The organism is Flavobacterium sp. MDT1-60 (assembly GCF_014844035.1).
Taxonomy (GTDB): Bacteria; Bacteroidota; Bacteroidia; order Flavobacteriales; family Flavobacteriaceae; genus Flavobacterium.
This window is the reverse complement of sequence record NZ_CP062159.1, coordinates 1,895,802-1,921,954: the sequence shown is the minus strand read 5'-3', so window position 1 is coordinate 1,921,954 and position 26,153 is coordinate 1,895,802. Positions and strand designations below refer to the sequence as shown.

General features: G+C 33.8%; 19 protein-coding genes and 3 tRNA genes. 10 read left to right on the top strand and 12 right to left on the bottom strand.

Annotation, left to right across the window (positions count from 1 at the left end; genetic code table 11):
- Nucleotides 1-3: 3 nt before the first annotated feature.
- The gene (locus IHE43_RS08300) at nucleotides 4-420 is read left to right on the top strand and encodes a response regulator (protein WP_192187485.1); all 417 of its coding nucleotides are present in this window, start codon (nucleotides 4-6) and stop codon (nucleotides 418-420) included.
- 220 nt (nucleotides 421-640) lie between these two features.
- Here the strand turns inward: IHE43_RS08300 and rpsT are convergent, their stop codons facing one another.
- From rpsT to proS, 5 genes are all read right to left on the bottom strand, one after another.
- A complete protein-coding gene (rpsT, locus tag IHE43_RS08295) occupies nucleotides 641-892 on the bottom strand; it encodes a 30S ribosomal protein S20 (RefSeq protein ID WP_007803459.1) in 252 nt (83 codons plus the stop codon).
- A gap of 154 nt (nucleotides 893-1,046) precedes the next feature.
- A tRNA-Glu gene (locus IHE43_RS08290) sits at nucleotides 1,047-1,118 on the bottom strand.
- A gap of 45 nt (nucleotides 1,119-1,163) precedes the next feature.
- Nucleotides 1,164-1,235: transfer RNA gene (locus IHE43_RS08285), tRNA-Glu, on the bottom strand.
- Nucleotides 1,236-1,280: 45 nt separating this feature from the next.
- Nucleotides 1,281-1,352 (bottom strand) — tRNA-Glu (locus tag IHE43_RS08280).
- 77 nt (nucleotides 1,353-1,429) lie between these two features.
- Nucleotides 1,430-2,908, bottom strand: a complete 1,479-nt coding sequence (proS, locus tag IHE43_RS08275) for a proline--tRNA ligase (protein WP_192187484.1) — start codon at nucleotides 2,906-2,908, stop codon at nucleotides 1,430-1,432.
- Between the two features lie 101 nt (nucleotides 2,909-3,009).
- On the opposite strand from proS, the gene IHE43_RS08270 reads away from it, so the two are divergent.
- From IHE43_RS08270 to IHE43_RS08245, 6 genes are all read left to right on the top strand, one after another.
- Complete coding sequence (locus IHE43_RS08270) at nucleotides 3,010-3,996, top strand: hypothetical protein (protein WP_192187483.1); 987 nt, start codon at nucleotides 3,010-3,012, stop codon at nucleotides 3,994-3,996.
- Between the two features lie 44 nt (nucleotides 3,997-4,040).
- Complete coding sequence (locus IHE43_RS08265; RefSeq protein ID WP_192187482.1) at nucleotides 4,041-5,540, top strand: OmpP1/FadL family transporter; 1,500 nt, start codon at nucleotides 4,041-4,043, stop codon at nucleotides 5,538-5,540.
- A gap of 148 nt (nucleotides 5,541-5,688) precedes the next feature.
- Nucleotides 5,689-7,536 (top strand): T9SS type A sorting domain-containing protein, encoded by a 1,848-nt coding sequence (locus IHE43_RS08260; protein ID WP_192187481.1) that lies wholly within the window; start codon nucleotides 5,689-5,691, stop codon nucleotides 7,534-7,536.
- 171 nt (nucleotides 7,537-7,707) lie between these two features.
- The gene (gene rimO, locus IHE43_RS08255) at nucleotides 7,708-9,021 is read left to right on the top strand and encodes a 30S ribosomal protein S12 methylthiotransferase RimO (protein ID WP_192187480.1); all 1,314 of its coding nucleotides are present in this window, start codon (nucleotides 7,708-7,710) and stop codon (nucleotides 9,019-9,021) included.
- 40 nt (nucleotides 9,022-9,061) lie between these two features.
- Entirely contained in the window at nucleotides 9,062-9,601 is a 540-nt protein-coding gene (locus IHE43_RS08250) for a hypothetical protein (protein ID WP_192187479.1), read from the top strand.
- 33 nt (nucleotides 9,602-9,634) lie between these two features.
- Nucleotides 9,635-10,540 carry an N-acetylmuramoyl-L-alanine amidase gene (locus tag IHE43_RS08245; RefSeq protein ID WP_192187478.1) on the top strand — a complete coding sequence of 302 codons (906 nt, stop codon included), beginning with the start codon at nucleotides 9,635-9,637 and terminating at the stop codon, nucleotides 10,538-10,540.
- A 455-nt stretch (nucleotides 10,541-10,995) separates the two neighbouring features.
- Here IHE43_RS08245 and IHE43_RS08240 read toward each other — a convergent pair whose 3' ends face one another.
- The 7 genes from IHE43_RS08240 to IHE43_RS08210 all read right to left on the bottom strand — a co-directional run bounded on the left by IHE43_RS08240 (nucleotide 10,996) and on the right by IHE43_RS08210 (nucleotide 22,063).
- Entirely contained in the window at nucleotides 10,996-12,069 is a 1,074-nt protein-coding gene (locus tag IHE43_RS08240) for an outer membrane beta-barrel protein (protein ID WP_192187477.1), read from the bottom strand.
- Nucleotides 12,070-12,683: 614 nt separating this feature from the next.
- On the bottom strand, nucleotides 12,684-13,649 hold the full coding sequence (locus IHE43_RS08235) for a glycoside hydrolase family 5 protein (RefSeq protein ID WP_192187476.1): 966 nt from the start codon (nucleotides 13,647-13,649) through the stop codon (nucleotides 12,684-12,686).
- A gap of 11 nt (nucleotides 13,650-13,660) precedes the next feature.
- The gene (locus tag IHE43_RS08230; protein ID WP_192187475.1) at nucleotides 13,661-14,896 is read right to left on the bottom strand and encodes a glycoside hydrolase family 27 protein; all 1,236 of its coding nucleotides are present in this window, start codon (nucleotides 14,894-14,896) and stop codon (nucleotides 13,661-13,663) included.
- A gap of 99 nt (nucleotides 14,897-14,995) precedes the next feature.
- The gene (locus IHE43_RS08225) at nucleotides 14,996-16,048 is read right to left on the bottom strand and encodes an IPT/TIG domain-containing protein (RefSeq protein WP_225585444.1); all 1,053 of its coding nucleotides are present in this window, start codon (nucleotides 16,046-16,048) and stop codon (nucleotides 14,996-14,998) included.
- 17 nt (nucleotides 16,049-16,065) lie between these two features.
- Entirely contained in the window at nucleotides 16,066-17,664 is a 1,599-nt protein-coding gene (locus IHE43_RS08220; protein ID WP_192187474.1) for a RagB/SusD family nutrient uptake outer membrane protein, read from the bottom strand.
- A gap of 11 nt (nucleotides 17,665-17,675) precedes the next feature.
- The gene (locus IHE43_RS08215) at nucleotides 17,676-20,870 is read right to left on the bottom strand and encodes a TonB-dependent receptor (protein WP_192187473.1); all 3,195 of its coding nucleotides are present in this window, start codon (nucleotides 20,868-20,870) and stop codon (nucleotides 17,676-17,678) included.
- Between the two features lie 314 nt (nucleotides 20,871-21,184).
- The gene (locus IHE43_RS08210) at nucleotides 21,185-22,063 is read right to left on the bottom strand and encodes an AraC family transcriptional regulator (RefSeq protein ID WP_192187472.1); all 879 of its coding nucleotides are present in this window, start codon (nucleotides 22,061-22,063) and stop codon (nucleotides 21,185-21,187) included.
- 303 nt (nucleotides 22,064-22,366) lie between these two features.
- On the opposite strand from IHE43_RS08210, the gene IHE43_RS08205 reads away from it, so the two are divergent.
- The 3 genes from IHE43_RS08205 to IHE43_RS08195 are packed head-to-tail and all read left to right on the top strand — an operon-like array spanning nucleotide 22,367 to nucleotide 26,150.
- Nucleotides 22,367-23,503 carry a glycoside hydrolase family 26 protein gene (locus IHE43_RS08205; protein WP_192187471.1) on the top strand — a complete coding sequence of 379 codons (1,137 nt, stop codon included), beginning with the start codon at nucleotides 22,367-22,369 and terminating at the stop codon, nucleotides 23,501-23,503.
- Between the two features lie 36 nt (nucleotides 23,504-23,539).
- Nucleotides 23,540-24,931: an MFS transporter gene (locus tag IHE43_RS08200; protein ID WP_192187470.1), complete on the top strand. Its 1,392-nt coding sequence runs from the start codon at nucleotides 23,540-23,542 to the stop codon at nucleotides 24,929-24,931.
- A 28-nt stretch (nucleotides 24,932-24,959) separates the two neighbouring features.
- Complete coding sequence (locus IHE43_RS08195; RefSeq protein WP_192187469.1) at nucleotides 24,960-26,150, top strand: glycosidase; 1,191 nt, start codon at nucleotides 24,960-24,962, stop codon at nucleotides 26,148-26,150.
- Nucleotides 26,151-26,153: the final 3 nt, after the last annotated feature.

Here is a 26,153-nt window from a genome sequence, read left to right as displayed (position 1 = left end):
ATCATGCTTGAGCAAATCTTATGCATTGATGACGATCCAATCACATTAATGCTATGCAAAAAAGTAATTTCAAAATCGGAGTTTTCGAATGAAATTATTACGGCTCAAAACGGCGAAGAAGCGCTACTCCACTTCAATACCCTAAAATACACCAACAATAAAAACAAGGCAAACAAAAAACCTGAACTTATTTTTTTAGACTTAAACATGCCTGTGATGGGTGGCTGGGAATTCCTGGATCACTTTACATCTGAAGATTACAATGAGTTTAATACCGCCGCAAGTGTCATTGTCTTATCTTCCACAATTGATCCTGAAGACTTAGCGAAAGCAAAAAAATATCCAATAATTATTGATTTCCTTTCAAAACCAATTACCCAGCCCATGTTGGAATATCTCAAAAAGAAGATTGACATTTAGAATTCCAAATTCCAATATTTAGACAGTAGTCAGGAAATACAGATGTGTTATATTTTTTTTTAATCTCAAAGAATAAATAAATTCCAAATTCCAATGCTAATCTTGTTGCGTAAGATTAGCATTGGAATTTGGAATTTATATTTTGGAATTTCCTCTCTTTAAAAAACAAAAAAAGTCCTCTAAAAGAGGACTTTTTATATATTTAGGAAATTGTATTTAATTACAATTTAGCAACATGTTTTGTTAACTTAGACTTCAAATTAGAAGCTTTATTATCATGAATGATGTTCTTTTTAGCTAATTTATCAATCATAGAGATTACAGTTGATAATTTAGAAGCTGCATCAGATTTTTCAGTAGCTAATCTTAATGCTTTAATAGCATTACGAGTAGTTTTATGTTGGTATCTGTTAAGAACTCTTCTTTTTTCGTTACTTCTGATTCTTTTTAATGCTGACTTATGATTTGCCATTTTTTTTTAATTTTAGATGTAATAATTATTATAAATACTAGTTAAAAAAGAAAAACCTCCCATAATTGCAAAACAATCACTTTGGTTTTAACTAATAAAATAAAAATCGAGACACCAACTTTTATTTTACAAAACTTATTCACAACTAATTTAGTAGTCCGTAAGGGAATCGAACCCCTGTTACCAGGACGAAAGCCTGGAGTCCTAACCCCTAGACGAACGGACCATTATCGTTCTAAGTTTTTCTATATTTAATATAGAGGTATTATTGTAGCCCGTAGCGGAATCGAACCGCTCTTACATGGATGAAAACCATGCGTCCTAACCGATAGACGAACGGGCCATTTTAATTCTCAGTATTTTAAGAACAATTTCGCAATAAAAGTAGTAGCCCGTAGCGGAATCGAACCGCTCTTACATGGATGAAAACCATGCGTCCTAACCGATAGACGAACGGGCCTGCTTCTCTAATGCGGATGCAAAAATACAACTATTTTTAAGATGTACAATACCTGATGCAAAAAAAATTAAAATTTTTTAATATGCCTTCGCAAATAACACTCTTTTTGTAGATGGATTCCCAGTAAACACACAGGTTCCCGCCTCCTCTACACTATCCAAAGGAATACAACGAATTGTTGCTTTTGTTAAGTCTTTTATTTTCTCTTCAGTAGCAGCCGTACCATCCCAATGAGCCGATACAAACCCTGCTTTACCATCTAAAATTTCCTTAAATTCCTCAAAACTATTTACTTCCGTAATATGTGTATTACGATAGTCCAATGCTTTATTAAATAAATCAGCCTGAATCTGTTCTAACAGATCATTTACATAAGTAACAATTCCTTCAGCAGAAACAACCTCTTTTGTCAATGTATCTCGTCTCGCAACCTCAAAAGTTCCATTTTCTAAATCTTTTGGACCAACCGCGATTCTAACAGGCACACCCTTCAATTCCCATTCAGCAAACTTGAATCCTGGTTTTTGAGTAGTTCTGTCATCATATTTAACAGAGATCTTCAACTTTTTTAACTTCGCAGTTAAATCATTAACAGCAATTGTAATTTCAGCTAATTGCTCATCTGTCTTATATATAGGAACAATTACAACTTGTATAGGCGCTAAATTCGGAGGCAATACCAATCCCTGATCATCAGAGTGAGTCATAACCAAAGCTCCCATTAAACGAGTTGAAACCCCCCATGAAGTCCCCCAAACATGCTCTTGCTTACCTTCAGCATTCGCAAACTTCACATCAAAAGCTTTTGCGAAATTTTGTCCTAAAAAATGAGAAGTACCAGCTTGTAGTGCTTTTCCATCCTGCATCAAAGCTTCGATACAATAGGTTTCATCTGCACCGGCAAAACGTTCTGTTTCAGTTTTTATACCTTTTACAACCGGAATTGCCATGAAGTTCTCCACAAAATCAGCATAAACATTCATCATTTTTTCAGATTCCTCTATAGCTTCTGCTTTTGTAGCATGCGCAGTATGCCCTTCCTGCCACAAAAATTCTGCAGTTCTTAAAAACAAACGCGTACGCATTTCCCAACGAACAACATTAGCCCATTGATTAATCAATAAAGGCAAATCTCTATAAGATTGCACCCATCCTTTATATGTAGACCAAATGATCGCCTCACTAGTCGGACGAACAATAAGTTCTTCCTCTAATTTAGCATTTGGATCAACCATTAATTTTCCGGGTTTATCCGGATCATTCTTTAATCTATAATGCGTTACAATTGCACACTCTTTTGCAAATCCTTCTGCATTTTTCTCTTCCGCTTCAAACATGCTTTTCGGCACGAATAAAGGAAAATATGCATTTTGATGTCCTGTCTCTTTGAACATTCGATCTAACTCCGCCTGCATTTTTTCCCAAATGGCATATCCGTACGGTTTAATAACCATACATCCTCTAACTCCTGAATTTTCGGCTAAATCTGCTTTAACAACCAGTTCGTTATACCATTTCGAATAATCTTCTGATCTTGTAGTGAGGTTCTTACTCATATTGAATAGTTTGGCACAAATTTTGTTTTAATAATTTTAACTAAATAGTTTGACAAAACTAACTATTTTTGTAATGTGCAACAATAAAAAACACCACAGATATGAAAACTTCTACTACTCTCCGCCAAAACTCAAGTTATTTTTACTTAATTGGATTACTGAGTTTTCTGGTTGCGTCGTGTGGTTCTTACCAAAATTCATCCTATCAAGACAATGATGGAGTATATGGTAGTTCACAAAGAACGTATACCCATAATAACACCTCAAATGTTAATAATCAATATAAAGACTACTTTAAATCGTTACAAAATGACGGTCAGCCAACTGAAATTTTTACAGACGTAGACAGCTATGGCAATTACGCCGAAAATGACAGCACCCAGACAGCTTCTGCTACTTCTGCTACCGCTTATCCAGCTTGGGGAAGCGCTAATTCAGACGTATCAGTAACTGTTTATTCTGACCCAATGTGGTCATGGGGAATCGGATTCGGATGGGGATACCCATATTATGGGTACGGATATGGATATGGATGGGGTTATCCTTATTACGGATGGGGCTACCCGGGATACTATCCTGGTTGGGGTTATCCAGGTTATTACCCTGGCTATGGTTACGGATACAACAACTACTCTTACAACTACGGAAGAAGAGGATCTGCAGCTTACTATGGATCAAGAGGATATTCTACAAGAAGCTCGTATAATAGTACTGGCAGAAATTATGCTGGCAGAGGAAACTACACCACAAACAGAAACAGCTATACAACTAACAGACGTACAGATTATTCTGACTTCAGAAGAAGTTCTAATGTAAACGGAAGAAATTATTCAAGTCCAAATTTTACAAATAGAAGAAGCACTGCACAAGGTCAAAGTAACAATTATGATTACAGAAGATCTGGCACTACAACTACAAACAGAAGTTACAACAACACCAACAGTAACTCGTCAAGATCATATTCTCCTAGCCCATCTCGTTCAATGAACAGTAGTGGCGGAAGCATGAGATCGTCTGGCGGCGGATCATACGGTGGCGGCGGAGGTGGCGGAAGATCTGGCGGCGGTGGCGGTGGAGGAAGAAGATAATTCTTCTTTCACTAATCAGATAACTCACATTAAAACTTAACCACATGAAAAAAATACTTTTCCTTTTTATTACAGGACTAACTTTTAGCGTCTCACATTCTCAGGAAGTATCGGATGCTGTACGTTATGCGCAAGACAATTTAACCGGAACTGCCAGATTTAGAGCTATGGGTGGTGCCTTTGGAGCTGTTGGAGGAGATTTATCTGCTTTAACCGTAAACCCTGCAGGTTCTGCAATATTCAATAACAATCAGGTTGGGGTAACTTTTAGCAATCAAAATATTAAAAACAATTCTAATTATTTTGGAACGCAAACCAGTGAGAAAGAAAACTCTTTTATTCTAAATCAGGCTGGTGGTGTTTTTGTTTTTAATAATCCAAACAACAACTGGAAAAAAATTGCGATTGGTGCCACTTATGAAAATACCAATAATTTTAATAATCAAGTTTTTTCAGCAGGTACAAATCCTACAAATTCTGTTGATCAATACTTTTTGACTTATGCAAATGGAATTCCATTAAACATCATTGACGGATTAGAATACAGAGACTTATTATACAATCAACAACAAGCACATTTAGGATACTGGGGACATGTTATTGACCCTGTCAATGAAAACGATCCAAATAACACACAATACACTTCTAATGTTCCAGGTGGCGGAAATTATTATCAGGAAAATGAAATTTATACCAGTGGCTATAATAGCAAAGTAAGTTTCAATATTGCAACATCATTTAAAGACAGAATATATTTCGGAGCAAACTTAAATGTACATGTTACAGACTTTAGAAGATCAAGCAGTTTTTATGAAGATAATAGTAATCCATTAGAACCTACAGAAACTATATCTAACTTGCGTTTTAACAATGACCTTTATACTTATGGGAATGGATTTTCTTTTCAATTAGGTGCTATAGGTAAAGTTACAGAAGCCTTCAGAGTTGGTATCGCTTACGAATCTAATACATGGTACGAACTTTACGACGAAACTTCCCAAAGCCTACAAACTACAAGACAAGCTGACGGAGGACAACCAATTCACGAGACTATCAATCCAAATATTGTAAATGTTTATGAATCTTACACTTTACAAACTCCTGCAAAATGGACTTTTAGCGGTGCTTTGGTATTTGGAAAATCAGGTTTAATCAGTGTTGATTATGCGATTAAAGATTATTCAAACACAAAATACAAACCAACAAGCGATCCGGGTTTCAGAGGATTAAATGGTGATATCAGCAATCAATTGACTAGTAATGGTGAATTAAGAATTGGTGGTGAATACAAAATAAACCGATTAAGCCTGAGAGGCGGTTACCGATTCGAAGGAAGCCCTTATAAAAATGGATCAACAATTGGAGATCTTAATAGCTATTCAGGTGGATTAGGCTATAGCTTTGGTGCTACTAAATTAGATTTGGCTTATTCATACCTGGAAAGAAAATCAAATCAGGGATTTTTTGAGACGGGTTTTACGGATAGCGCCAACATTTCATCAAAACTTAATAATGTTTCCCTGACTTTATTATTTGAATTGTAATTAAATTAAAATAGATTAATTTGAATTTCCGTTAGGCTTGGCTTAACGGATTTTTTTATGCAGTTAACTTATGAAAATATATTAAAATAATTACATTTTGTAGGTTTTTTTTTATAAATTAGCAGATATAACTTTAAAACTACAAATTATGAAATTAAAAAATTACCATTTCCTCATCCTTTTGCTTAATTTTGCTTTATACGCAACAAATAAGCACTCTAAGATTACTGCCGACCCAAAAGTCAATATTGAAATATCAAATATTACAACAAATGGCTTAGTATTACCTGATAATACAATCAGCTTTAATGGTGTTGAAGACTTAGAAATAGAATTTGATGTGAAGGCATCTTATACAGGAACTAATAGTAAATATTTTGACGGACTTTTAAACTGCTATTACTACGAACCCAACTCATTTGATAATGAAATAGCACAATATTATAATAATGGTGTTGTACCACAGTATCTATTTCAAAACACTGCAAAATTACAATATAGCAATGGAACTTATACCTATATTAATAGAAAAAAATTACGTTTTAAAAGAAGCACTCTATACAATACAGGATGCTCTATTGTTTTTAGATACAGAACAGAAACCTTAACTACTGACATTTCAAATAAATTAACTTACAAAATTACTGGGGGAACAAAAACAGGAAATGAACCATATAAGCCCGCAACAGCAACTGTAAACGTGAATAATATATCCTATAGCGATGGACTTCCATTAATTAATAACAAAATAATTGTTCCTGATAATGAGGGAAACGAAGTAGGAACAAGATACATCAATCTATCTTTTAACTACAGCTGCAATTACGGTTCACAACTTCCTAAGGGTTATTATCCGGGCTTTGTAATTCAAATAGCACGAGAAAATTTGGGTTCAACAAATCTAACCGAATATATTTCCCCCATTTATACAAGTGGAACATTTACATTTAACAATCTTAAAATAAAATCATCTGATTTATCAACAAATGCTAAATTAAGAATTTTGTTTAATTTTCAAGAAGTAGAAATAGATTTAAATTGCGGAATAGCGCAAAGTGCCAAACCAATATTATATAATACAATCGCAAATAATCAAACATTAAATATTGGAGAAGTATCAAAACCCATAACATATAATACACCTTATGCAGATTATACAATACGTGATCCAAGATATCCAAGTAGTAGACCAACTTATGATTTTAGATATGTCACACTGTTCAAATGGCAAGTAAAAACCCAAAACAACGATTGGACAGATATTCCGGGTCAAACTTCTATCGGTTATTCTCCAAATAAAACTTTTACAGAAAATACATCTTATCGAAGAATAGCATTTTATGATGGTCAATACAACATAAGTAATACAATTGCAATTACATTAGTAGATGCAAATTTACAAAATTCAATTTGTTGCAATCAAAATTTACCATCGGCAGATAGTCAACCTCAAGAAATAATAGGAAATACACTAAGTACAAATAATTATACCTATCAGTGGCAAATCTGCAAAGAACCGACATCCAACCCTCCAATATGGACGGATATTCCAAATGCAACAAATCAAAATTATAAACATACTTTTACTGAAGTTGCAACTAGAGGAACTGAAAATACGGCTTTCCGAAGATTAATAAACCTTAATGCGTTAACAATTAGCACAAGTAATCAAATAAATATCCAAAGAAGGACAGGAACAATAGTCGGTTCAACAAGAATTTTAAGCAATACAGATTCATTTACACAGGATACAAATAGTAAAGAAATCAATGTGCTAAATATATATCCAAATCCAATAATTGATCACTTTTTCATTGAAGGAGAGTTTGATATTAACAATATTTATCTTTATGATTCTTTCGGAATAAAAGCAAATATTGAAAAAAAACAAATATCTATTAACTTATCACAAATTGACGTTACAAAACTATTACCTGGAATATATATATTAAAAATTGATAACACAAGCTTTTCAAAAACAATAATAAAAAACTAGAATTGCACTAACTAATTTAAAAAAATCCGTTGGGCCTGGCTTAACGGATTTTTTTAGCCCTGATAGCCCTGGGACTTCGGGAGATTAGCTTCACAAAAAACAGCTAAAAGAAACTGAAACAAGCGGTGTTTGAATAAAAAAGTGTAATTTTGCACTCCAATTTATAAAAGTATGAGAACCAAGTCTTTAAAAAAGAACAAAATTAACGTAATCACTCTTGGGTGTTCGAAAAATGTATATGACAGTGAAGTGTTGATGGGACAGCTTCGTGCTAATGGCAAAGAAGTACAACATGAAGCACCTGCAGCAGAAGAAGGAAACATTATCGTAATAAACACTTGTGGTTTTATTGATAACGCAAAAGCCGAATCAGTAAATATGATTTTGGAATATGCTGATAAAAAAGACAAAGGATTAGTTGATAAGGTTTTTGTAACCGGATGTTTATCTGAACGCTACAGACCTGATTTAGAAAAAGAAATTCCGAACGTAGATCAATATTTTGGTACAACTGAATTACCTCAACTATTGAAAGCTTTAGGAGCCGATTATAAACATGAATTACTGGGAGAACGTTTAACTACTACTCCTAAAAATTACGCTTATTTAAAAATTGCCGAAGGTTGCGACAGACCTTGTAGTTTCTGTGCTATTCCGTTAATGAGAGGTACTCATGTTTCTCAACCAATTGAAAAACTGGTTAAAGAAGCCCAAGGATTAGCGAAAAACGGCGTTAAAGAATTAATTTTAATCGCTCAGGACTTAACTTATTATGGTCTTGATATTTATAAAAAGAGAAATCTTGCTGAACTTCTGGAAGAATTAGCAAAAGTAGAAGGTATTGAGTGGATTCGTTTACACTATGCTTATCCTACCGGTTTCCCGATGGACGTTTTGGAATTAATGAAACGCGAACCAAAAATTTGTAATTATATTGATATTCCGCTGCAGCATATTTCGGATTCTATTTTAAAATCAATGCGTCGTGGTACAACTCAGGCTAAAACGACTCAATTATTAAAAGATTTCCGCGCTGCTGTTCCCGGAATGGCAATCAGAACTACTTTAATTGTTGGTTACCCTGGTGAAACTCAGGAAGATTTTGAAATTTTAAAAGATTTTGTTCAGGAAATGAAATTTGACAGAATGGGATGTTTTGCTTATTCTCATGAAGAAAATACTCATGCTTATTTATTAGAAGATGATGTTCCCGCAGATGTAAAACAAGCCAGAGCAAATGAAATTATGGAATTGCAATCGCAAATTTCATGGGATTTGAATCAGGAGAAAGTTGGACAAGTTTACAAATGTATTATTGACAGAAAAGAAGGTGCCCATTTTGTAGGCAGAACAGAGTTTGATAGTCCGGATGTTGACAACGAAGTTTTGATTGATGCCTCTAAACATTATGTAAAAACTGGCGAATTTGTTAATATACGCATAATAGAAGCGACAGAATTTGATTTATACGGAGAACCTGCTTAAATTTACGCTAAACAATTGTCAATTTTAGAAAAACACTTTTATGAAACCTACACACACACTTTTTATTTTGGTTTTCACCATATTCTGTTTCAATTCTGTTTCGGCACAATACGGAAATGGATATAATAATGGTTACGGTGGTGGCGGTTATGGAAGAGGAGGCGGAATGGGAATGGACAGAAGCATGATGGCAGGACCACAAAGCTCACCAAGCAAACCTAAAGAGATTCCTGCTGAAGAAACAGCTGCGAAAATTGTTGAACAAATGAAGCCTGAAGTAAAATTGGATGATTTGCAAGCTATTGCAATTACCAATGTTATTGCTGACAGCATGAGAGAACAAGGAATTCTTTTGAAAAACGAGAATAGCAGCCAAGATCAAAAAATTGAGCAAATGACTGCATTAAGAGAAAGCACTACTAAAAAAATTACTGCATTTCTGAATCCTGATCAAATAGAAAAATACACCAATTTCATGGCGAATTTTAAAGAGATCAAGAAAACGAAAAACAAAAAGAAAAAAGATTCTGACACAAAAGAAGTAAAAGAAGAAACAGAAGCAACGAAAGTTCACGAATAATTGTTTTAACTTACTCCTAAAAAGTAACTAACCATGGCGAAAAAGCATTTTTATTATTTGATTTTAGCAATTATAATTACTTCTTGCTCAACGAATCCTTATAAATCTACCGAAAAAGTCTACGACCAACAGCTTAAAACTTTAGAAAATCAAATTACAAGTAAAGAAGCAAAAGCAATTCCTGCTATTAGCCCTGTAATTATTGATACTTCTTATGCTTCGCAATTAGGAATCGTAAAAGACACTTTATCTAAAACTGGCTCAACAGCTTTATTAAATGGCATTAATACAGAATGGATTGGTACTGTTAATTTCAATCTAAGAAAGCCAAGCTTTATTATTATCCATCATACTGCTCAAGATTCTGTACAACAAACCATAAGTACCTTTACTAAAACAAGGACGCAAGTAAGTGCCCACTATATAATTTCTGAAAACGGAAAAGTAGTACAGATGCTAAACGATTATTTAAGAGCGTGGCATGCAGGCGCATCTACCTGGGGTAAAAACACCGATTTGAATTCATGCTCTATTGGTATTGAATTGGACAATAATGGCTTTAAACCTTTTACAGAAGCACAAATCAGCAGTTTAGTAGCCCTTTTGACAAAACTTAAAAAAGATTATAATATACCAACTCAAAATATCCTGGGACATTCTGATATTGCTCCGGGAAGAAAACAAGACCCAAGCGCTTTATTTCCCTGGAAAACTTTAGCAGAAAAAGGATTCGGAATCTGGCCGGACCTGGTGCTGGAAGAAGCTCCTTTTGATTTTAAAATAGAACCTGCTTTACGCATTATTGGTTATAATACTAAGAATCTTTCAGCTGCAATTCAGGCTTTTAAATTGCATTATATTCAAACCGATGTCACATCTGTTTTAGATCGAAAAACAATAGACACCATTTATTCGATTTACAAAAAGCAAATTCAGTAAAAGAGTAATTACTAAAATACAAAACGCGTTTCTAAATATTTAGAAACGCGTTTTTTGTTGTGGCTTATAAAAAGTTTGCCATTAATTACACCAATTTACATGAATTAAAATAGAGCGTTTTAGCCACAGATTACAAGATTAAGAGGATTATTTTGCATTGCTTCTTTTTGCCACGAAGCGCACTAATTTTCTCTAATTTTTCACATCATCTTAATTAAAAATTTATCTTAACTTATTAAAACATGTGATTAGTAAAAGAGACATTTTTTAGCTTTCAACCTCCTATCAGAAAATTTACTTTTCAATTTGTGCTAATTCGTGCGATTCCTAACAAAAGAAAATCATTTTAATCCTTAAATCTGTGACAAAAAAATCAAAGCTAAAATAAAAAAGCTGCCAAAACATTTACATGTTTTGACAGCTCCAAAAAAAAAAAAAAATATCAATCTTTATCTCTAGAAAGAGTATGTTGTAGCTATTAATCCGTAGAAAGATCCACCTGTTGGAAGCGCATCGCTATCTAAAAAGATATCTTCTGATGCAGCATCGTATCTTAACTCAGGAATAATGGTTAGTTTTCCAACTTTATAGTTTAATGAAACTGTATTTGCAAATACATTTGATCCTGTCAATGTTCCTAAACTTGGAGCAGCATCTTTAGCATCAAAATATTCTATTCTGTAAGCCAATAATAAAGATGGGCTAAATGAATAATTAGCATATCCAACTAATGAAAACCAATCACCATCTAAAGTACTGTCAAAATCATTTGCAGTTTTAGCATAAGTAGCATTAAATCCTAAAGCAAAAGAATCGCTTATTGTTTTAGAAGCTACAAGGTCAAATTGTGTCTTGTTTTCATCTGATGCAGGATTAGAACTTCCTGATGTGAAATTCAAATATGCGCTACCCGTTTCTCCAACGTATCCTACTTGCCCAATGTATGTTTTTTGAGTAGAACCTGCATCCATTGCCGATTTAAAATCGGTAGGATTTGTTATACCAAACATAGCGGTAAACTTACCTGAAGTATATTGTGCTTTTATTCCAGTATTAAAGAATGGTCCGTATGAGAATGCATATGACATACTGTAGTTTTTATTTGCGACAGCATCTAATACCTCATAACCTATGTGTGTACCAAAACTACCTGCTACAAATTTGAATTCATCAGTAACCTGATAAGTAAAGAATAATTGTTTAATTAAAAATTTTGCTGTGATATCTTTGTCTGTTGTTTCATTATACGAAAATTCACCTGCTCTTTTTCCGAATCCTAAGTCAACAAATACAGAAGCTTTTCCGAAAGTATGTCCTGCATTAATAGATGCCATTCCTAATTCAAATGAATCCTGAGAGTTGGTAAAGCTCGTTAATCCATTCATTTGTTTTGAAAAATCATATTTATAGTAAGCATCTGCGGATCCTCCCCATGTAGTCGCTGGTACAACTGGAGTTTCAGTATCTTCCTGAGCAAATGCAAAAGAACTTGTTAACATCACGGCTAAAATGTGTAATACCTTTTTCATGTTTTAATTGGTTTTTTAGTTATTAATTGATTCTGGTTAGTTAATCTTTTATATATGTATCTGCTACTATAAGTCTATTCTAAAATCTTTAATCCTCCTCTAAAACCTCTTCATTTTCATTAGCGAATTTATTAACTTTTGTATGAGTACAAGAATTGAAATCTATTTTTTTGACGTTTTACAAGCAGAATTATGGATTACAAAAATTAAATTAACAATAATCGTTATTTGACATTAATACTGATTTATTTTTGAAAATTCCTTAACGTAATTTTAGTAAAAATCAGAATTTTTTTAGGGTAAACAACAAAAAAACGACTACAAACAACCAAAAATCAACTATAAAATGAATAAAAACACAAACAACCCTATAAAAAATAGGGGTATTTATATTTTTTAATTAAAATTTATAAAAAAATACATGATTTGATATTATAATAAACAATGGTAATTCAAGAAATAAAAATTCTTACAAAAATAAATACCAAAAAACACTTTCATTAGCCTGAAACACTCGATATAACTCTTAAATCAAAAACAAAAATCTTTACAATTAAACGAGAAAAGCCTATTCAAAAACTGAACAGGCTTTTCTAAAATAAAAGTAACTACCTCTACTCTTGCGTATTATACTTTCGTAAAAACTCACGAGCTTTTATTCCGGCTTCTTTTAGATCTTCATTCTTCCACTTCCCTTCTGATTTTGCCGATTTTTTAAGAACAGAACAAGTTTCATCTTTATCAGAGACCGACCATGTTATCCAACTCAACTTTCGGCTCTCCATCCAATCAATGTATTCCTGCCAGGCTTTCATATTTAAAGGTCCGTCACCAGAAGCTTCCATTCCTGCGGATTCCGAAATAAATATTGGAAGACCTTTTTTTATAGCTTCATCTGTCCTGTCCCGCAGTTCCTTAGCATGTGTTGCCGCGTAAAAATGCATGGTATACATTATATTATCATAGCCTTTTATAGGATCTGCCGCTGGAAGATCAACATCCTGATCCCAATGAGGAGAACCTACCAAAATAATGTTGTCAGGATCATTTTTTCTAATTACTTTAATTATTTCTTCGGCGTAAGCCTTAATTTCCGGCCAACTTTCGTGATCAGGTTCATTGAAAATCTCATATATTATATTGGGATATTTAGCATACTTTTTAGACATCTCATTAAAAAATTTTGTCGCTTCTTTGAGATTTATATTATGACTATGCCAATCGATAATAACATAGATATCTGATTTAATTGCTCCATTTACAACTGCTTCTATTTTATCTTTTGAAAATTCAGGATCTTTCATATACGACAGTTGACCAAGTTCGACACCCATCGCTGCACGTACCACATTACAATAAAAATCCTTTTTTAACCAGCTTACCGCTTTCTCATTATAAAATCTCGGCCACATACTATGCCAGCCAAAACTCATTCCTCTCAATACAATTGGATTATTATTTTGATCTGTCAATTGAGTTCCCTGTACATGAAGCCGTCCATGATGCTTTACAAATTGTGCTTTTGAAACACAAAATACTAGCAACATAGTAATGGTATAAAATTTAGCTTTTGATTTCATTTAGATCGAGTTTACGGAATTAACCTTAATGTAATTACATCATGAGAAGCAATATCGGCCTGAAAATTCTTTTTTGTATTTCCGATTTCTTTATTCTTCCAAAGATCTTTTAGCTTAAAAACCGTTTTATTAAAATCGGCTTCATAACCAAAATCAGCATCTTTAATGGAATGTTTTTTCCAATCAAAATTAATTTTTTTAGCAACATCACTTCTGTTTAAAAAAGTAATTGCCCAATTTCCATCTGATAAAGGTTTTACCCAAACTTCCAAACCCTCTTCCGCAGAATATTTAAATCCCTGGATTCCCAATTTATCCTGATTCACCGCAATCAGTTCCTTATTGGTTAAAATTGCTAATGTTTCTTTTGACATTTTTCTGAAATCATTTCCTGTAATTAAAGGCGAAGCCATCATACACCACATGGCAAAATGAGATTTATCTTCGATGTTCGTCATACCGTCACCCACTTCCATCATATCAAAATCATTCCAATGATCCGGGCCTGAATATTTACGGATGTCTTTTCGCATCTCGATTATTTTCATAAATCCCCAGGAAGACCAATTTCCTTCTACATGTTTATATTCGCAATCAAAACATGGGTAAATATCCCCAGAAATTCTCCAAAGATTTCCCACTGGTTTTCCCCATTCCCATGGCTGATTGTCTCCCCATTCGCAAAGACTAAAAACAATTGGTTTACCAGCCGTTTTAAGTGCATTACTCATAGTTGTGTAAGCTTCTTTGGCAGTAATTCCTTGCGTATTACACCAATCATATTTTAAAAAATCAATTCCGAGTTTAGCATAAAAACGGGCATCCTGATATTCATAACCACGGGTTCCCGGATATCCTGCACACGTTTGAGTTCCTGCACAATTATACAAACCAAACTTTAAACCTTTACTGTGTACATACTCAATAACAGCTTTCATTCCACTTGGAAACTTAACCGGATCCGGAACCAAATCTCCGTTTGCATCTCGTTCTTTGGTCATCCATCCATCATCAAGTACTATATAATTATATCCTGCAGCTGCCATTCCTGATGAAACCATAATATCAGCGGTTTCTTTTACTAGTTTCTCATCGATATTAGTTTCAAAAGTATTCCATGAATTCCAACCCATTGGAGGTGTCATTGCCAGACCTTCAAATTTACCTGCTCCCTGTGTATGTGTATTTCCCTGACTGAAAGCCAAACCTGAAATAATCAGGGCAATTACTAAGATGATTCTCTTCATTTTTCAAAATTCAAATTATTATATTAAAAAATATTCCCTAATGATAAGATTAGGGAATACTTAAACAAAACTCAAAACAAACTAATGTTCTTTTTTATTTTAAAACAAATCCCATGTCATCCATAAGTATTGTATTACCTCCAAATTACCTGATTCCTGAAGCGTCAGCTGATCGAATGTAGTTGGGTTTCCTATCGCTGAAAATGGAATTTCAATTGTTGTCCACGTCGAAGCAATTGATTTTTGGATTTGATAAGCCCATCCTCCAAAAACAAACGTTATTTTAGCATCTGTATTGGCAGAAATACTTCTAACCTTTACTCTGAAGGCTTTATATTTTGAAACATCTCTAGAATTAAATTTCATGTCGGCTCCGCCCCAGCCACCAAAAACAAATCTAATTGACGAATCTCCCTGAGTCTTATCTGTTTTATAATTCGTATCGAATATATCTGAACCATTCCACATCCAATGCCCTGCATCTCCTTGCATTACATCATCATATAATGCCGATCCAACAGCAACAGTAGATGGTGTGACACCAGAAATATTAGCAACTGACACAAATTTATCTAAACCATTTGCTGGCATTTTAAATTTAATTTCTGTTAAAGTAGAAGATATAACAGTAGCATTTTGAGTTCCAACTTTTACAATAGGATTTAGAAAATAATCTCCATTAATAGTTACAACATCGCCTTCTGCAGCATTTATAGAATTGAACCATTTAAATGTTGGTATGGGAGGCGCAACCGTTAAATCAAATACAGCTGTTCCTTTTGTGGTCACAACTTTTAACTGATTCGAAGCATTCGCATACGGCGTTTTTTCATCTACTAATATAATTATATCTGTATCAGTTACAAATACTGGTTTAAAGTAGGTATCGAAATCATTAAAATAAACCTTTGTAGTACCAAGAAATCCTTTCCCGTGAATGACATAATAATTTTTAGGGTCTACCAATGTTACTGGAGTTAAAGGCTTAAGACTACCATCCAGGTTATAACCAGAAGGCATAACTGACTCAATAACCGGAGCTCCAACATAAGTAGAAGAAGCACTATCATCATTTGAGCAGGAACTAAAAAGCATTAAAGATAACATCCATGCCATACATGCTGTTAACGAAACAATTTTTATATTTTTCATGTTTTTATTTTTAAAAATTATTTAAAAGTATATGGTACTACTTCTGTCAATTTTGGATTTTTAATCAAATCATCTGAAGGATAAGGCAATAAAAGGTTCGTTGCTGAAATTGAGATATGTTTTTCAGTTTCTCTGTTTCCTCTATTTTGTGCTTCTAATATTGCTTTGGCTTTTGCAAAAGGCAAACGTCCCAGATCAAAATAGTAATCTCCTTCGCAAGCTAATTCTGCTCTTCTTTCTTTGAATATATCATCAAAAGAAATAGATGCTTTTTGAGCTACACCAGCTCTTTTACGCACTGCATTAAATGATTTAAGCGCATTTGGATCAGAAGTACTTCCTGATTGCGATCCTAAAATTGCTTCTGCGTGAATTAACAATAATTCTGCATAACGCATCATGTAACTATTCATGCTGCTTTCTCCATTGAATGGAGGATTAAAAGGACCTGTAATAGGCAAATTTTCTTTTCCGATTACGTATTTCTTCAATCCAGCACCAGATTTTTGCGCTTCATATTGAATATCAAATGTATATCCTAAAAGTTTTGGAGAATCGACAGCAAGCGTTTGCGCATAAGTCAGATTTGGATAAAAATCTCCAGGTAACATGAAAGTCTCTATTCTTCTTTTATCACCATTTTCATAAACATTTTTAATTAAATCCTGTGAAGGTGCTATTTGACCGGAATAAGTAGTTTCAACCAATCTGTTTTCGGGAGCAAATAATGTATTTGAAAAGTTACCATCAAAGTAAGTTCCCGCACCATTCCATTGCCAAGAAAAAATTGACTCTTCATTATTGTTGTTTTTTTGCAGCCATAGATCAGCAAAAGACTTTGTAGGCAACTCATCTCCACCCAATAATTTAAACTCTCCACTATTAATAACTTCCTGCGCCATTTGTCTGGCTAAATCATATTTCTTTTGATACAAATAAACTTTAGCTAAAAGTGCTTTAGCAGATCCGGCAGATACGTGTGCGTTTGCAGCGTAATCAGAACCTCTGTTTTTTGTTCTTAAATTTGCAATAGCAAATTTTAAATCATTTTCAATAAATTTATAAACATCTTCAGTAGGATTGCTTGGTATTACAAAATTCTGAGAATAATCAGCATTATTTTCTATAATTGGAACATTACCAAATAGTCTTACTAAAAAGAAATAAGAGAAAGCTCTAATAAAATGTGATTCTCCCATAGCATTATTTAATGCTTCTTTGCTCACATTTGGACCTACGCTTTGAGGTAAATTACTAATATAAGCATTAGAATTCGCAATAGCGCCAAAACATGATCTCCACGCATCAGATATAAACGATTGGGTGTTGGTAAAACTCAAATCAGTAAATTTTCCAAAATCATTATATATATCAGCATACATATTACCGGAAATAACATCTGTAATTCCGTAAAAAGCTGACTTATTCATATTAAACCACACCAGACCATATAATCCGTTTGTAGCATTATCTAATTTTACATCTGAGTCGTAATAGTTACCGATAGTTGGCGTTCCTTCTGCCGGCACGTCTAAGAAATCCTGAGAACAAGACGTTGATATTAACATTATAAATGTCATAGCAATAGCACCGCCTCTTTTTATTATATTTTTCATATTAATTCGTATTAAAATTCAACATTAAAACCAAAAGTGATCTGTCTAGGCACTGGATAACGACCGTTATCAACTCCTGATAACAAGGCGTCCTGGTTGTAAGCACCTACCTCAGGATCATAACCTTTGTATTTTGTAAAAGTGAAAAGGTTTTGTCCGGAAGCATAAATTCTCAATCTTGATAAACTAAGTTTTGAAATCATATCTAAAGGTAAAGAATACCCTAAAGTTACGTTTTGAATTCTTAAGTAAGATCCGTCTTCAATAATACGTGATGATACTGCATTATTGATATTATCATACGTTGATGGTCTCGGCAAAGAGCCATTAATATTTGAAGCTGAATAAAAATCTGCAGCTTCAGTTAAATAATTAGTGCCCGTACCACTGTTCAAAGTCCCTGACAAACGAGTCAGGTTCATTAACTTGTTTCCAGCTGTACCTTGAAGGAAAATAGATAAATCAACATTTTTGTATTTAAAATTGTTTGTAAATCCGTAAGTAAATTTAGGATTTGGATTTCCAATCGCTTTCAAATCGTTTTGATCAATAATACCATCGTTATTTAAATCTTTATAAATAACATCCCCTTTTTGAAATTCCGGAAGCAAAGAATTAGTTCCGTTTTTCAAAACTACTTTTGTACCTGTAGCATTTGTATGACCGTAAGTTGTTAAATCTTCGTCTGTTCTATAAATCCCTAAAGCCTCATATCCAAGAAATGAACCAATTGGTAAATCTTCAGTAGTTCTGGATACAGTTACAGTATTATAAGCCAGAGTACCCATTGTTTTCACAATATTCAAGCCGGCCATATTAGTAACCTCATTAACATATTTAGTAAAATTCAAACTACCATTCCATGAAAAATTATTAGAGAATTTTTCTGTGTAGCCAACTGTGAACTCTATACCCTTATTCTGCATACTTCCAAGATTAAAGTACGGAGGATTTACACCCCCTTCATAATCGCCACCTCCAGAAAGGAAGTTTGGCAAAGGAACCTGATACAAGAAATTTTTAGAAACTTTTTTATACAAATCTAATGAAGCTGTAAGTTTAGATTCAAACATTGTAAAATCTAATCCTATATTGGTTTGATCCTGAGTTTCCCATTTCAAATTTTTATTTGGTGTATTTGATGGCAAATAAGAAGTTCCCATTGAGCTATTAACCAAATGCAGGTTTGAATCATATAAATTATTTCCAATTTGATTGTTACCTGTTTGTCCCCAACCTACTCTTATTTTAATATTGTCAACATATTTTCTAGTGCCTTCCATAAAATCTTCATTAGAAAGTTTCCATGAACCACTAGCAGAACTAAAAACACCCCATTTGTTTCCAACAAAGAATTTTGAAGATCCGTCAGTTCTTACAGCTCCGGAAACGCTATATTTATCACCAAAATCGTAAACTACCCTTCCTAAATAAGAGGCTAAAGTTTGAGTTCCTGAATACACTCCGCTAGTAATTGCATTAGGTAAATCTGAAGCGGCAAGAGATTTGTCATTGTTATCTTTATACCCTTCTCCTGTTATAGTATAACCCTCCCAATGTGCTCTGTTAGATTCCTGAACAGCTAAAATTGTGAAATTGTGTTTACCAATAGTATTTCTATAAGTAAGCATATTTTTTAAGTTCCATGAATTACCACTTGAAGGACTGTAATATAAATTAGCAAAGCTTTTTACTGCATTACCCAATGAATACATAGGATCAAATCGTTGTCCTAAATTGTCATACATATATCCACCTGCTTCAAAACGATATTCTAAACCTTTTACTATATCAATTTGAGTATAAAAATTTCCTGAATAATTTTTTCTTACTAAAGTATTTGAGCCTAATAAAGAGGTCGCTACCGGATTTACAAATGATGTATTACCTCCAGCTGGCGGTCCGGAAAAAGCGCCAGACAACTCTCTAACTGCAACATCAGGAGTAGCTAACAAAGAAGTAGCAACAACTCCGTTAAACTGACCATTCAAAGTAAGTTTTTCATCTGTAAGCGCTCCGCTAATGTTTACTCCAACTTTAATGAATTTATTAACTCTTGTATCAATATTAGATCTAACATTGTATCTTTTAAATCCTGATTCAATTACGATACCTTCCTGATTCAAAACGCCACCAGAAATATAATAGTTAATTCCCTCTTTACCACCTGAAAAAGACAATTGGTTCGAAGTCATAATTCCAGTTTCATAAATAGCGTCCTGCCAATCAGTACCTTTTCCTAAAAGTTCCGGATGAGCAAATTCAGGACGTTTTGACGACGGATCATAAACATCAGACAAAGCATTTTGATGAGTTGCATATTCTTGCAAATTCATAGAATGCAATTTTTTCGGCAAATTGCTTATAGAATAAGAATTTTCGAAAGTCAATTTTCCAGTTCCTTTTTTACCTGATTTTGTAGTAACAATTACAACCCCGTTCGCTCCACGTGAACCATAAATCGCTGTAGCTGAAGCATCTTTCAAAATATCAATCGATTCAATATCACTAGGATTAATAAGAGCTAACGGACTCTGCGTAATATTACCATTATTAGAGAAATTGCTATTTCCTTGTGCATTTCGTCCAGAAGTAGATGAATTACGGGCATCCCCAGAAATTGGCACACCGTCAATTACATACAAGGGTTCATTTGTACCAGTCAGAGACGAAACCCCTCTAATTCTAACTGAAACGTTACTTCCCGGCTCGCCTGAGTTACTGTTTACCACAACTCCGGCAGCCTTACCTTGCATCATCTGGTCAAATGAAGCAACTTTTAAATTTTCCATATCTTTGGAACTAATGCTGGAAATTGCACTATTTACGTCCTTTCTTTTTTGGGTACCGTAACCAATTACAACCACATCTTTTAAATCTTCTACATTAGATTTTAAAACTACGTTTATAGTTGTTTTTCCGGCTACGACTATCTTTTGCGTATCGAAACCAATAAATGAAAATAGCAAAGTTGAATTTGCAGGAACATCGATAGTATACTTACCATCAAAATCGGTTGAAACTGTTGTTTTCAATCCGACAGCCGAAATATTTGCACCTGGAATAGAAAGCCCCTTCTCATCAGAAACGGTTCCCGAAACCTTTACCTGAGCCGTAATAAAATTACTCAGTAACAAGAATAAAATCAAAGGAACTGCTCTGTGGTTAGCATTCCAATGAATAAAGTTAGTCATTAGTTTTTTCATAATAAAGTTTGGTTAGTTTAAATTGTTTTTATTCATAATCAAGTAATAAAATAGCGTGTGATTTATTTTCTAAATTATTTAACAAATCTATAACAGAACAAAACATTAAATCGATAGTATTATATCATTTAATGATAATATTTTTACTATATCTTCTTAAAAAAACACATATGAAAATAAAAACAATAAAAAATTGAATTTTTCGCAATTACACTCTATGAAATGAATACAAATTATAAATAAAAATTAACGAATCAGTGAAAAAGCAAACGATTTCGTTAAAAATAATATTTGTTTGTGCAAAAAAAGTATCATTACAAAATGCGCTTTAATCCAGAAAAATCTTCTCTATATTGGCTAGGTGTGCAATTTTTAATAGCCTTAAAGCTACGATTGAAGTTGGCAATATTATTGAACCCTGATTTAAAAGCAACTTCCGAAACACTCATATCCTTTTCAACAAGCCAGCGCGCTGCATATCCAATTCGGATATCATTAATATAATTCACAAAAGTTTTTCCGGTACGTTTTTTAATAAATCTATTAAAAGAAATTATCGACATGCTGGCAACATTGGCAACATCTTCTAACGTAATCTTTTCAGCAAAATGTTTTTGCACATACTCGTAAACTAATTTCATTTTATCATAATCATCAAACGTATCATAATCCACTGTGTAAGTTGAAAGCAATCGTTGATTTCTTGAATTAGCCAGATCATATAATAAGGAAGTTATTTCCAAAAAATAATCCATACCATCTAATTTAGAAATCCTTACAAGTCTTGGAGTCAATTCTTCGGCCACTTTTTTTGAAAATAAAATACCGTGAATCGAACGATTAAACATATCCCGAATCGGATTCATAATTCGCCTGGACAATAAAGATTCATGAAATAAATCGTTATGAAACTGAATCGTAATTTCGTGAATTTTTTTGCTGGTACATTTACTTAATTCCCAACCGTGATATAAATTTGGACCAATTAAAACCAATTCAACACTGTCGATTTCTTCAATATTATCTCCAACAACACGCTTCACTCCTTTTCCATTTAAAATAAAATTGATTTCAAATTCCGGATGATAATGAACCGGAAAATCGAAACTATCTTTAATTCTATCGAAAACTAAAAAACTGTCTCCAGCTGAAAGCGGAGCAATTTCTCTGTAAAAATTTTTAGCACTACTCATCTTTAAAAGGTATTTATTTAAACAACTCTTGATTTTTAATTTGCAATAATATGATATATAATTGATAAAATAATATTAATTACGCGATAAACATCCGATTATCTTTGAAAAATAGAATTATCATTTTTACAAAAAGCACATTGATAATAAACATTAATCATTTTTAATATAATAACTTTTTAAAGTTTTAATAATTTTAATCGATAAATAATATTGATTTAAAGATTGAAAAAGTGACAGTTTTATAATACATTTATCAATTGTTACTTTTACACTTATATACTAAAAACAACTATCCTTCTAATGAAAAAAAATATACAAATGCTAATAATAACAATACTTATAGGAACTTCATGTTCTTCTAAAGCAATTGTTATTAATACTAATTTATCACTTTCAGATAAAAAAGCGACATCTGAAACTGTTTCTCTTTACAAAAAACTAAACCAATTAGCCCAAAAAGGTTATTTATTTGGACATCAGGATGACCTTGCCTATGGCGTAAACTGGAAATACGAAAATGGCAGAAGTGATATAAAAGATGTCGTTGGAGATTACCCTGCAGTTTACGGTTGGGACCTGGCAGGCCTGGAAAAAGACAGTCCTAATAACATAGACGGAATTCCATTTACAAAAATGAAGCAATATATAGAGGAAAGTTATGAAAGAGGCGGAATAACAACTATAAGCTGGCATTTTGACAATCCCGCAACCGGAAAAAGCGCCTGGGATAATACTCCAAATGCTGCAAAAACAGTTTTACCGGGCGGAGAAAACCATCAAAAATTTACTCTTTGGCTCGATAAAGCAGCCAACTATCTTTTATCCTTAAAAGATAAAAAAGGAAAAAACATTCCAATTCTTTTCAGGCCTTATCATGAACTTACCGGAGGCTGGTTTTGGTGGGGGAAAGGAAATTGCACTCCCGAAGAGTTTAAAAATTTATGGAAATTCACTATTGAATACCTTCAGAAAAAAGGGGTTCATAATTTAATTTATGTGTACAACACCAGCAGTTTCAACTCCAAAGAAGATTTTTTAGCACATTATCCGGGTGACAATTATGCTGACATTTTAAGCTTCGATTCGTATCAGAATAATGACGATAAAGAAGGTGTAAAATTCATTAATGAAGTCCAGAATCAACTTAAAATAGTAAACGAAATCGGTATTGAAAAACACAAATTAATCGCTGTCGCGGAAGCAGGTTACGAAGCAATTCCAGACCCAAAATGGTGGACAGGCACTTTAACAAAAGCCATTGGAGATTACAAGATATCTTATGTTTTATTATGGAGAAACCATGGCTGGCAGGAAAAAGAGCAAAAAATGCATTATTACGTTCCATATACTGGACAAATAAGTGAAAAAGATTTTATTGATTTTTATAATCTCGACAAAACCTTATTTGAAAAAGACATTCAGAAAGCATTAAAATAATAACCAACTCAAATTACAACCTTTAAAAAGAACCCAATGCACGACAAAATTAGTTTAAAAGAAAAAGTAGGTTACGGCCTTGGAGATGCGGCATCATCCATGTTCTGGAAAATTTTCAGCATGTACCTTCTCTTTTTCTATACCGATGTTTTCGGATTGGCACCTGCTGTCGTAGGAACCATGTTTTTAATCACCAGAATCTGGGATTCCTGCTTTGATCCAATTGTTGGAATCATTGCCGATAGAACCAAAAGTAAATGGGGAAAATTCAGACCTTATTTATTGTGGGTTGCCATACCTTTTGCCGTAATTGGAGTTTTAACTTTTTACACTCCAGATTTTGATGAAAAAGGAAAAATAATTTATGCTTACGTTACGTATTCGGCAATGATGATGATTTATTCGCTTATCAATGTTCCATATGCTTCACTTTTGGGTGTAATGTCATCTGACCGAAAAGAGAGAAACACGTTATCGTCTTACCGAATGGTTTTTGCATTTGGAGGAAGTTTATTAGCACTTTGGTTAATTGAACCATTAGTAAATTATTTCGGCGGAAGCCTAAATTCTAAATCAGGCTGGCTGGCGACAATTGCCGTTTTTGGAGTGATTACAACTGCTTTTTTCTGGGGTTGTTTTTTCTTCACAAAAGAAAGAGTAAGACCAATTTCTGATGAACAGTCCAACTTAAAAGAAGATTTAAAAGACTTATTAAAAAACAAACCGTGGTGGATTTTGTTGGGAGCCGGAATCGGTGCTTTAGTTTTCAATTCCATTCGTGATGGAGCTGCCGTTTATTACTTTAAATACTATGTAAGCAGTAGTATCAACTTTGATTTCAATTTATTCGGAACAGATTTTCACATGACGCCAACTTCTATTTATTTGGTTTTGGGTCAGGCCGCCAACATCATCGGAGTTATTATAGCAACACCAATTGCGAATAAAATCGGGAAGAAAAAAACCTTTTTTGGAGCCATGGCTTTAGCCGCCATTTTGAGTTTAGTGTTCTATTTCTTCGGAAAAGAAGATATCTTGCTAATCCTTAGTTTTCAGGTTTTAATCAGCATTTGCGCAGGTTGCATTTTCCCGTTAATCTGGTCCATGTATGCTGACAGCGCCGATTATTCAGAATGGAAACAAGGCCGTAGAGCGACAGGATTAGTATTCTCCGCTTCATCCATGTCACAAAAATTTGGCTGGACCATTGGAGGCGCCGGAGCCGGGTGGCTTTTAGGATACTATGGTTTTCAGGCCAATGTCGAACAAACTGCCGTTGCCCAAAACGGAATTCAATTAATGTTAAGCATACTTCCTGCAATTGCAGCTTTTATATCAGTCGCTTTTATTTTGTTTTATCCTTTATCTGAAGAAAAACTGCAAACAATAGAACAAGATTTAAACGAAAAAAGAGACCAGACCATTTAAAATTATACAGATACAGAAATCGATTAATATGACAACAATAGCCACTTCCACTACATTTCAGGATAGAAAAGTAGCATTAGAGAAAGAACATAAAACCCTTATAGAGCAAAAAAATGCTCCTGAAGAAAATGCCGGAAACGGCATATATCAACGTTACAAAAAACCAGTAGTTACAGCGGCTCACGTGCCATTGAACTGGCGTTTTGATTTGAACGAAAAAACAAATCCATTTTTGCAGGAACGAATCGGGATGAATGCCGCTTTTAACGCCGGTGCCATGAAATGGAACGATAAGTATTTATTGGCTGTTCGTGTTGAAGGAATTGACAGAAAGTCCTTTTTCGCTATTGCGGAAAGTCCAAATGGTGTAGATAATTTCAAGTTTTGGGAGAAACCATGCGTGATTCCGCAAACTGCAGAACCAGACACCAACGTTTACGATATGCGTTTGATCAATCATGAAGACGGTTGGGTTTATGGTATTTTTTGTACCGAAAGAAAAGATCCAAAAGCACCAAAAGCAGATACCAGTTCAGCTGTAGCCAATGCAGGAATCGTACGTTCAAAAGATTTAGTAAATTGGGAAAGACTGCCTGATTTAATTTCAAATACTGGACAACAACGAAATGTCGTTTTGCATCCGGAATTTGTAGACGGAAAATATGCTTTATATACACGTCCGCAAGATGGTTTTATTGATGTTGGAGCTGGTGGCGGAATTGGTTTAGGCTATGTGGAAGACATGACAAATCCTGTTGTAAAAGAGGAGAAAATTATTTTCGGAAAACAATATCACACCATTTATGAATTAAAAAATGGCCTTGGCCCTGCTCCCATCAAAACCGAAAAAGGCTGGCTGCATTTGGCACATGGGGTTCGTAATACCGCTGCAGGTTTACGTTACACACTTTATATGTTCATGACTGATTTGAACGATATTACAAAAGTAACACACGTTCCTGCCGGTCATTTTATGGGACCAGAAGGCATTGAAAGAGTTGGCGATGTATCGAATGTTTTATTCTCAAACGGATGGATTGAAGATAACGACGGAACCGTTTATATATATTATGCTTCATCAGATACGAGAATGCATGTTGCAGTGTCATCAGTTGCAAAACTAGTTGACTATGTTACGAACGCGCCGGCAGATACTTTTATTTCCGCAGGGTCTGTGAAAACAATCATCAGTCAAATTGAAAAAAATAACGCAATTTAATTT

Bases quoted from the DNA above. Each gene is read 5' to 3' on its own strand.
- IHE43_RS08235 (WP_192187476.1), bottom strand. From the start codon at position 13,649: ATGAAATCAAAAGCTAAATTTTATACCATTACTATGTTGCTAGTATTT.
- IHE43_RS08220 (WP_192187474.1), bottom strand. From the start codon at position 17,664: ATGAAAAATATAATAAAAAGAGGCGGTGCTATTGCTATGACATTTATA.
- IHE43_RS08300 (WP_192187485.1), top strand. From the start codon at position 4: ATGCTTGAGCAAATCTTATGCATTGATGACGATCCAATCACATTAATG.
- IHE43_RS08205 (WP_192187471.1), top strand. From the start codon at position 22,367: ATGAAAAAAAATATACAAATGCTAATAATAACAATACTTATAGGAACT.
- IHE43_RS08260 (WP_192187481.1), top strand. From the start codon at position 5,689: ATGAAATTAAAAAATTACCATTTCCTCATCCTTTTGCTTAATTTTGCT.
- rimO (WP_192187480.1), top strand. From the start codon at position 7,708: ATGAGAACCAAGTCTTTAAAAAAGAACAAAATTAACGTAATCACTCTT.
- IHE43_RS08225 (WP_225585444.1), bottom strand. From the start codon at position 16,048: ATGAAAAATATAAAAATTGTTTCGTTAACAGCATGTATGGCATGGATG.
- IHE43_RS08250 (WP_192187479.1), top strand. From the start codon at position 9,062: ATGAAACCTACACACACACTTTTTATTTTGGTTTTCACCATATTCTGT.
- IHE43_RS08210 (WP_192187472.1), bottom strand. From the start codon at position 22,063: ATGAGTAGTGCTAAAAATTTTTACAGAGAAATTGCTCCGCTTTCAGCT.
- IHE43_RS08200 (WP_192187470.1), top strand. From the start codon at position 23,540: ATGCACGACAAAATTAGTTTAAAAGAAAAAGTAGGTTACGGCCTTGGA.
- IHE43_RS08240 (WP_192187477.1), bottom strand. From the start codon at position 12,069: ATGAAAAAGGTATTACACATTTTAGCCGTGATGTTAACAAGTTCTTTT.
- IHE43_RS08265 (WP_192187482.1), top strand. From the start codon at position 4,041: ATGAAAAAAATACTTTTCCTTTTTATTACAGGACTAACTTTTAGCGTC.
- rpsT (WP_007803459.1), bottom strand. From the start codon at position 892: ATGGCAAATCATAAGTCAGCATTAAAAAGAATCAGAAGTAACGAAAAA.
- proS (WP_192187484.1), bottom strand. From the start codon at position 2,908: ATGAGTAAGAACCTCACTACAAGATCAGAAGATTATTCGAAATGGTAT.
- IHE43_RS08230 (WP_192187475.1), bottom strand. From the start codon at position 14,896: ATGAAGAGAATCATCTTAGTAATTGCCCTGATTATTTCAGGTTTGGCT.
- IHE43_RS08270 (WP_192187483.1), top strand. From the start codon at position 3,010: ATGAAAACTTCTACTACTCTCCGCCAAAACTCAAGTTATTTTTACTTA.
- IHE43_RS08245 (WP_192187478.1), top strand. From the start codon at position 9,635: ATGGCGAAAAAGCATTTTTATTATTTGATTTTAGCAATTATAATTACT.
- IHE43_RS08195 (WP_192187469.1), top strand. From the start codon at position 24,960: ATGACAACAATAGCCACTTCCACTACATTTCAGGATAGAAAAGTAGCA.
- IHE43_RS08215 (WP_192187473.1), bottom strand. From the start codon at position 20,870: ATGAAAAAACTAATGACTAACTTTATTCATTGGAATGCTAACCACAGA.